This window comes from Streptococcus caledonicus (assembly GCF_042656225.1).
Lineage (GTDB): Bacteria > Bacillota > Bacilli > Lactobacillales > Streptococcaceae > Streptococcus > Streptococcus caledonicus.
Genome location: NZ_JBHSOJ010000027.1, coordinates 1 through 9,280, shown reverse-complemented (window position 1 = coordinate 9,280; position 9,280 = coordinate 1). Strand labels below are relative to the sequence as shown.

The window sequence follows — 9,280 nt, the reverse complement described above, 5'->3', positions numbered from 1 at the left end:
ACTCAACGGTCTTACCTGCAAAGGCTTTGGCTTCTGCGAAGTTCTTCATAGTCGCTGTTACCAGTTGACCCTCAACTTTAACATCAAAGAACTTAGCCGCATCTCCAAGAATGTTCGCACCTTCTACCGCAATCTCACCATTCACTTCGTCGCTAATCACAAATTTCTTGTATGTTGTGATATCTGCTGGAAGTGGGGTCTTAATGTTATAAGTGTACGCTGCTTCATTGAGCGTATCCAAGTGATCCAATGTGCCGTTAATCTTCTTAGATACGGTTGGGGTTTCACCTGGTGGCGTTACTGTTACTGGTGGGGTTGGTGGCGTATCCTTAGGTGGGGTTTCTCCTTTTGGTTCTTCCTCACCGTTAACGATTGGCTTGTGGCTGAACGTAATCTTCGTGGTGTTCGGAATGTTTTGACGAGTCACTCCTTCACGGATTTGAGACACAATCACCAATTCAACCTCTTGACCTGCAATAGCTTTCGCTGCCGCAAAGTCTTTAACGCTTGCAGTAACAACTTGGTCTTTCACTGTAACAGTGAAGTAATCCGCTGCCGCACCTTTAATCGTTGCGCTCTTAGCTTCCAACTCTTTCTCAAGCGTATCTGAAATCACATATGATTTGTAGCTTGAGATGTTGCCTGGAACAACTGTCTTGATGTTGTAAGTGTAGTCAGTTGTTGGCGCCACGTCTAAGTGTGTCTCTGTCTCATTGATCTTCTTAGTCAATGGCGGTGGCGTTACCGTTACCGGTGGAGTTGGTGGCGTTTCGCTATCTGGTGTGCCCTCTGAGTGAGACTTGTTCTGATAAGTCACTTTCGCTGTGTTAGGGATCTTAGCTGTTGTCACACCTGGTTTGATGTGAGCTGTGATCACCAACTCAACGGTCTTACCTGCAAAGGCTTTGGCTTCTGCGAAGTTCTTCATAGTCGCTGTTACCAGTTGACCCTCAACTTTAACATCAAAGAACTTAGCCGCGTCTCCAAGAATGTTCGCACCTTCTACCGCAATCTCACCATTCACTTCGTCGCTAATCACAAATTTCTTGTATGTTGTGATATCTGCTGGAAGTGGGGTCTTAATGTTATAAGTATACGCTGCTTCATTGAGCGTATCCAAGTGATCCAATGTGCCGTTAATCTTCTTAGATACGGTTGGGGTTTCACCTGGTGGCGTTACTGTTACTGGTTTAGTTTCCTTAGTGCCTTTGTTGCCAGATTTATTGGTAAAGTCAATTTTGGCTGTGTTAGGAATGTTTTGACGAGTGACCCCCTTGCGAATGCGAGACTTGATAACAAGCTCAACTTCTGTGGCAGCTAGCTCGCCAGCTTTGTCAATATCCTTCATTGTTGCTGTAACTTTTTGATCATTTACATCAACTGTGAAGAATTTAGCTGCAGGACCTAAAATTTCTGGTTTCCCTTGGATTTCTAGTTCACCTTCCAGCTCATCAGTAATAACGAAATCTTTGTAACTTGTAATATCTAGAGGTAATTTTGTCTTGATATTGTAGTTGTAATCTTGCTCGTTATCGATGTCTAAGTGTGTTTCCTTACCATTTATCTTCTTATCAATAGTAGGATCTTCACTTGGAGGTGTTACTGGAACTTCGTTAGAATCCTTAGTTTGACCTGGTTTATCACCAACAGACAAGGTTGCCTTATTCGGGATAGAACCATTCGACGTTAAGAATGGTTTAAGGGCTTCCTCAGTAGTTCCCTCTTTGATGCTAGCTTTGATGGTCAGAACAACCTCTTTACCAGCAAACTCTGGCAGTTTCTCAACTGGAATAGTTGCAACAACGAGACCAGCATTCGCATTTGCCTCCTCTGGAGTTGTCACTGTTCCTGCATTGAACTTGGTTTCTGTCACATTAAGAATGTCAACCAAGTCATCAGTTAATTCAAACTTAGTAAATCCTGTAACATTAGCAGGTACTTGAACCTTAACATCATAAGTAAAGACTTGGTTTAAAGTATCAAGGTTCAATGATCCTTTAGTATCAACAGTCTTCTTAGGCGAAGGCGTTTCACCCGGAGGCGTTACCGTAACAGGATTTGTTTCCTTCTCGCCTTTGACAGATTTACTATCTGTGTAAACAATCTTAGCTGTATTTGGAATCTTAGCTGTTGTCACACCTGCCTTGATTTGAGCAGGAATAATCAACTCAACTTCCTTACCAGCAAAAGCTTTTGCAGCTTCAAAGTTAGTAATCGTTGCTGTAACAGTTTGATTGTTTGTCTCAATAGCGAAGAAGTTAGCAGCGTCACCCTTCATGCTTGCAACTTCATTTGGATAAAAGGCAAGTTCATTATTGAGTGTATCGGAAATAACGAAAGACTTATACTTATCAATATCTGTTGGAAGGGTTACCTTAACGTTGTAAACGTAACGACCTTCATTTTCAATATCCAAATGAGTCTCAGTCTCGTTAATCTTCTTAGATGGTGTTGGAGGGGTTACCGTTACTGGAGGAGTTTCCTTGTTAGTATCTGGTGTTCCTTCCGCCTGTGTACTTGGTCGGTAATTAATGCTAGCAACGTTGTTAATCTTAGGTACAGTTGTTCCTGTCTTAACTTGTGCTGGAATTACCAACTCAACTAATGAGTATTTTGCAGCTTCAGCAAATTTACCTGCTTTAATAGACGCTACAACCTTGTTACCTTCCTTACGAATATCAAAGAGAGCTGCTGCTTCACCTTTGATTGAAGGCTCTTCAGCTGTAAACTCAAGATTTTCATTCAGTGTGTCAACAATTTCAAATTTTTTGTAAGTAGCAATACTATTTGGTAAATCTACCTTAATGTTATAAGTATATGGCAGAGCTTCAAAGGTTACCAATTCTGTCAAACCATCATTAATCGTTTTCGTGATTTCTGGGTCTGTTGGTTTTGGTGGCGTTACAGTTACCTTGTTGGAAGTGATTGGTTTGTCGCCATTCAAAATGACATCGGCTGTGTTTGGAACCTTGATAACACCATTTTCAGTATACTTAGAGACATCGGCACCATCACGGATCTTAGCTTTAAAAGTCAAGACCACATCCTGTTGCTTCCCAGAAGTATCTCGGCGAAGAACTAAACGGTTAATGGTATTAATCTTACTTTCATCGTTCAAGTCCAAAGTGACGGTGTTGCTAGCGTCGTCAACGGTAGCAGTGGCACCTTGGGTAGCGTATTCTCTGCCACCGATGGTGACTTTGACACTGTCCTTGATAATCTCAAGTTCTGGGACTACTTTATCCACGAGTTTGAAGGACTTCACTGGACCTGGCCATGGTGAGGTAATTTTATAAGTAAACTCTTCTGCTGGTTTTTCCAGGTCATGGTGTTCCTTGTCGTTAACAGCTTTCTTAATTTCCGTTTGAACAGGCGGTTTGACATAGACAGCGTTTGAACGACGAATCGTGCTCTTAGTGCCTTTGTCTTTATCAGCTGCATGCTCATCAACATTCGGAGTGGTACCACCGTTCCACATGATAGAGGCTTGGTTATAGAGACCGTAACCTGAGCTATCTTGGAGAAGTTTCGTGTAGTCAGCTGTTCCTTGTTTTTGGAATTCAGGTTTAAGCTTAACTTCAACTACCAGACGTGCAGTCTTGAAGACCAGGCCATCATAAGGTCCTTTGTCCTCTTTTGGATTCTTACCAGGTACTTGTGGAATCGCTGCATATAAGACTGTTTGTGTGTTTCCTGAAGCATCTTTTTGAGTGGTTTGCTCAACCTTGTAGGTCAATCCTAGCCCAGAAGTATCTTCTACCTTAGCAGAAACAACTTCCAAACGGTAGTCTAGCGGATCCACCAACATGGCGTTTTTCTTCCACTCGTATGGAGAGTTGTGGAAACGATAGTTGACCGTGTAGGTAAAGCCTTCACCAGACTCTGTCAAGTTAGCCGCATAAGCAGGTTTCTTAGATAGAGCCAAGGGATCTTCAATACTACCTGCGTCATTTTTCGAATCCGTATCAGTAATCTGTTTAGTTGCTGATGGGTAACAATAGAGAATTTCTTCTACTTCAACCGATGTCGGTTCTTTACCACCAATCTTAGCCGTTTCGTAGTTACCTACCTTAAAGGTACCTGTCAGTTGTGGAATTTCAATTTTTTCCTTCTTCGGTTGGTAATTCTCTGCTGGATCTTCTTCAGCATCCTCATCAACCTCATTGGCGGCATTCGTTTTACTCAAATCATATTCAAATTTGTTATCTCCTGGATTGAAAACACTCTCAGGAACAGAAATAGTTACTTTGTTTCCGACTTGGTTAATTGTACCACGAATTTGTTTTGTCAGATCCGTTGGTTCTTCAACCACTGTCTTGTCATTGATACGGACAGCATCAACCTTGTATCCTTCTGTTACTTCAAACTGACCCTCAACATTCTCACGCACCATAGCAGCAGACACCGCTTTAAGAACTTTGTTGGCAAAGAGATTAACATCACCTTGTTCGTTAACATAGAGGTCAATTTTTTCACCAGTCACAGGGTTTTCTTTAACGCCTGATGACATGGTTTTCAAGGAATCTTGAAAGGTCTTACGAACTGAACGAGACTCACCTGTTTCTATATTATAGGCAGTCAAATAATCTTGTTCATATCCTTTACCATACTGCTGGGCAACAACAAAGTTTGGCTTATCTTCCCAGAAACCAATTACAACATCAGAGTTTTCTCCAAGTTCAGCTTTCAACTGTTCTCCACGAGCAACTAACTCTTGTGAACGTTTAACAAAGTCCTGCGCGCCCTCGGACTGGCTAAAGAAATAATACGGGGTCCCATAAGCATCATATCTAGTGGTGTAATCACGGGAAGTTAGATTGGCAACAACTCGAGAATCTGTTGTATACCACTCTCCTCCACTTTGCTGGGTGAATCCGTAAGTTTTAGCAATCTTCTCCTGACGATCTAAACTACGGTCAATATAAACTGTATTATCTCCCGCCACACGATGCCCATTGGCAACGCCGTCGGTAATCAGGAGAAAGACCGTTTTACGTTTGTCATTATGCCCAGCAGCCTGTTTAGCAACTTTATAATCCTTAACAATATCATCAATGGCTGGAACCGTTGGGGTTCCTCCGTTAACAGCATCCCTATTCAATCGTTGATCAATAAATCGCTTCAAATCAGCTTGACTGTTAATCAAACCTGAATTCTCATACTGATAACTTCCTGTTCCTGTAACTTCCGCTGTTGTATAGTAACCTTCGAAACTATTGTTAGTAAATAGACGGCGTGCATTCAGTCCTTGGTAAGTCGCAATCATGACACGGTCCGTCGTATCTGGATTATTCGTGAAAATAAGCTTCGGATCTTCGTACTTGTAGTCTTGTGCTGCAACCGGGGTTGTCAAAGTAGTCAACGCTTGGTTAATATTTCCAATCGTTTCTCTAAATGATCCCGAAGCATCCTGCAGGATAACCAAGTCAATCGGTTGACGTGGGAGCTCCCACTTAACTTCCTCAGTCTTCTCAATAATCCGTTTACATCCCTCTCGGGTGATGGTTGGCTGACCTGCCGTAACCACAGGGGTCACCGCATTAGCCGCAACGGAGTAAAGAGAGACTAAAGTTAATGGCACTCCTATCCCAAAGGTTAGCAACATGCCTAAAACTTTTAAAAGCTTTCGCTTCATAATAAATTTTCTCCTTCATATATTAGACTTGTTCGGATACCATAGTATTTGAAATAATAGCATTCCATAGATTTACTTATATCGTTATATCGATTATTTCAAGATCAAGTTATCCAGTTCCCGAACAAATCTATCTCCTTAAAACAGGCTTTCTATTGCTTGTCGTAATTCTTTTTCATTCATTTCAGACACTCGAATATCTTTAATTATTTGCTGACCATCAACAAAATAAGTTGTTGGTAAATATTCAACTTTAAGAGAGTCTGCTGCTTGTTGACCCAAGTCATAATAGTAAGGAAACGTAAACTTATTTTCCTTTACATAAGCATCAACTTGAGACTTAGGTTCTTGAGCATTATCAGTTAGATTAATCATCACAAAATGAATTCTATCGCCATATTCTTCATAGAGTTTCTGAATGATAGGTAAATGCTCTTGACAATGCGGACACCAACTAGCCCAATCTACAATCACCATAGGTTTATCATAAAATTCACTACTGCTGACTTCTTTACCATCAGTGTTTGTCATCTTAAACTCTGGCAATTGTTGATGAAGCAGTTCATGTGTAGATGAACTATGTTCCCCTACCACCTCTTCAGTTGGGGTTGAGGGCGATTGCTCTTTTTGAGAATTTACATACCATAGCCCCCAAAATGACATACCCACAATAAATGTAGCGAGTGCTGAAAAGAGCCACCATCTATCTGACTTATCCATTTTTCTTCCTTTCTCACAACATTTGATAACATAGACGAAATTACTAATATAATCCCTCGCGTTATACGATAATTACCGTAGAGGTTATTCTATATACCTCTCACACTGCTAGGCCTACTCCTCTATACACAACAGTTCAACGAGCTTTTAACATCTATCATTTTATGTTATGAGTACTCCAATCAAGAAACTAGTCCACATTTAGGCTTATATAAACCAAGTCTCAGTCAATTAACAAAAGGGGACAGTATCCACAGTTCTTACCTTGCAGAGATAAAAAAAGCATTCAAATACTAGAAAATATTTTTCAACATCTCTTCCAAATCTCTCTCCCTATACCTTTGACTTTAATATTGGCTTTTTTACCACGCCATCGACAGTGACAAAGAGAAGAGTCGGAACGTTCTCAATTTGTAATTGAGAGGATGATCCAAGTTATTCATCATAGTAATAGGAAAACGTAAACTGCTTGTTAGTAATATGGCTCGTCACTGCTTTACGGGTTTCCTAACCGCCCGCAGTTCCTGTGGCATTCGCAAAAATAAATGTCACCTTACCACTATATTTATCGTAGAAGTTTTGGCATCATTGGCAAAACGCATTGACAATCTGGGCACCAACTGGCGCACTGTACATAAATCATCGTCTTATATTTAAACTGTTCTGAAGATACTTCTGTTCCATCGCTGGCTACTAAGGTAAAAGTCGGAAATTTTTGACCTTCCCAATCATAAACGGCCGGATTTGAGAACGTTTTAGTATCACTAATTGGTACATCTTTGTTTTGGCCTTGATGAAACACATAGGTCAATCCAGCTGTTACCAATATTAATTAAAAAAGATCATACTTCTATATCTATTCTACAGATCCCCCCTTTTCTCATATTTGTGCATTAGTCATTGTAACAGATGAAAATGCCTTATGGCAAGTGTTTTGAGTTTTTTTTACCAAATTATTTTATTTTTATTGCAAACTTTATACATAAATAAACAATTATGTAATTTATGTACATTTAACCAAGACTCTATCAAAATCGCCTATCCGCAAATCAACTTTATCAGAATTTCACATCAATCCCTTTTGAATAAAATTGGAGAGTATTCAAAAGCGGCATGGACGCATACAGTATAACTAGATGCAACTTTGAGAACAATTAACCAACTTTTTAAACTGCGTATTCCTATTTATATTATCAATTTTTATTTAGTACTCATCTCGTACAAATTTTGTACATCTTAAGTTGCCAAGAACAATTCCTCCTCGTGACCTCATCCCTTCATTTTAACCGCTTTCACAAAAAACGAACATTCATAATCTAACATTTCTCACCCACTGCTATTTTTATAATCATTCTAGAGAAGGTTGAGGCAAAATATCTCAACCTTCTCTTTTTGATAGTAATAACAGATCGACGCAGTGGTTAATTGGAGGTCTGCAACTAGACACTTCTTTAATTTCAAGTGTCCACCTAAAATAATCCACTGGACTATTTTATTAACACGCATCGTTAGCGGTCATCCTATACGAATGTGATGAACAACGATAACACATTAAGGAGATTTTTATGAAAAAGTTACAAGCCTTACTCATCGTTCCAGTAACACTATTGCTGGTTACTTGCTCCAAATCACCTAAGGATGAATTTCTTAGTTTGATGAAAGAGCAACAAAAGCAAGACAAAGCCTCTTACGACTATACCATCAAGGTAGATGACGCCAGCGGTGAATTATTTGCTCAACTAGAGCCCTTCAAAGGCAAAGCAATCAAAGCAATTGCTTCTTAAGATTTGAAAAAAGAACTCGTTGGTTTGACCGTAGACCTATCAGACTTCGACAGTAGCTTTTCTGATTTTGAAATGATTTATTCAAGAGACAAGGCTTACATGAATGCCGTTCCATTTGCTCAGTTTGCTCAAATCTCTGGTGGAGCAACCGAAGAGCTAGATGATAAATTCTTAGACATTGAAGAAATTTCTGGAGAAGATATGCCTTCTTTCATCAGAAAGCTCATCTAATACCGAAATTCTTGAAGATCTTGATGCCAAATATTTCACTAAAGATGGAGATAACATCTCCGTTACGATCACTATCGACGAATTGATTGATTTATGTGCAAAAGCTAGTAAAAAAAATGACGAAAAAAAGGTTGCCGAGTAACTTAAAACGTATACTGACCTTGCCAAAGCTATCACTAACGCCATTGAATTGCCTTATTCTAATGCTAAACTTGAGGCCACTAACAAACTCATCAAAGATATCAAGCGCAATGCTTTTGGTTACAAGAACTTTGACAATTTCAAAAAACGTATCTTAATCGCTTTGAACATCAAAAAAGAGAAGACGACATTCGTCTCCTCTCGTCTTTAGCTATAAGTCCCCCACTACAGTTGACAAAGAGCCAAAACTTCCAGAGTCAACAAAGACTTTGGAAGTTTCAATATACTCTGTTATTGGACGCTTACGAACTACTTAGTTTCCCAGTTATCAGAATTCTTATGTTAGCTTACTCTCCAAATATTAAAGTGCGATTTTGTCAACCGCTTTAAAGAGTCTTATCGCTATCTGACATCTAATCTCCATATTTTACTTTTGATTTAATGAGAAAAATCCGGAATTAATTCCTAATCTTCTTGTCTTTTTTAGGGTTAATAAGAAGAAATGAGCAACTAGCAAGCAAAGTAGCGCCTATTATGCTTAGATTAGAAACCTTGTCACCAGTTTTAGGTAGTTGAGAAAGCTCCAGAGATGATTCGGAATTTATTGGTGATTTAGCTATAGCAGCTTTAATAAGTGAGTAGGTCACTGTTTCTACACTATCTGCACTATCTGGTGATACAGTTTTTTCTGCAATTTCTGTTTGAGTAGTTGTGTAGTTCTCAAGAACAGGAGTATTTACTGTTTCCCACACTGCTTGTTCTGTTTCCC

The 9,280-nt window shown here is 39.6% G+C and carries 6 protein-coding genes and 1 pseudogene; 3 read left to right on the top strand and 4 right to left on the bottom strand.

Annotation, left to right across the window (positions count from 1 at the left end; translation table 11 throughout):
- From ACFPQ3_RS09735 to ACFPQ3_RS09725, 3 genes are all read right to left on the bottom strand, one after another.
- The coding region (locus ACFPQ3_RS09735; RefSeq protein WP_380434432.1) for an isopeptide-forming domain-containing fimbrial protein at positions 1–5,635 on the bottom strand (5,635 nt) is incomplete at its 3' end.
- Between the two features lie 138 nt (positions 5,636–5,773).
- Positions 5,774–6,355: a TlpA family protein disulfide reductase gene (locus ACFPQ3_RS09730; RefSeq protein ID WP_156807232.1), complete on the bottom strand. Its 582-nt coding sequence runs from the start codon at positions 6,353–6,355 to the stop codon at positions 5,774–5,776.
- A 565-nt stretch (positions 6,356–6,920) separates the two neighbouring features.
- Positions 6,921–7,157 (bottom strand): TlpA family protein disulfide reductase, encoded by a 237-nt coding sequence (locus ACFPQ3_RS09725; RefSeq protein ID WP_162012952.1) that lies wholly within the window; start codon positions 7,155–7,157, stop codon positions 6,921–6,923.
- Between the two features lie 763 nt (positions 7,158–7,920).
- Between ACFPQ3_RS09725 and ACFPQ3_RS09720 the strand changes: the two genes are divergently transcribed.
- The 3 genes and pseudogenes from ACFPQ3_RS09720 to ACFPQ3_RS09710 all read left to right on the top strand — a co-directional run.
- A complete protein-coding gene (locus ACFPQ3_RS09720; RefSeq protein WP_156807234.1) occupies positions 7,921–8,139 on the top strand; it encodes a hypothetical protein in 219 nt (72 codons plus the stop codon).
- Positions 8,140–8,142: 3 nt separating this feature from the next.
- A complete protein-coding gene (locus ACFPQ3_RS09715; RefSeq protein WP_156807235.1) occupies positions 8,143–8,370 on the top strand; it encodes a hypothetical protein in 228 nt (75 codons plus the stop codon).
- Positions 8,371–8,527: 157 nt separating this feature from the next.
- A pseudogene (locus ACFPQ3_RS09710) lies at positions 8,528–8,722 on the top strand (transposase); the annotation flags it as partial.
- A 247-nt stretch (positions 8,723–8,969) separates the two neighbouring features.
- Here the strand turns inward: ACFPQ3_RS09710 and ACFPQ3_RS09705 are convergent.
- Positions 8,970–9,280: LPXTG cell wall anchor domain-containing protein (locus ACFPQ3_RS09705; RefSeq protein WP_380434430.1), on the bottom strand; the 311-nt coding region annotated here is incomplete at its 5' end.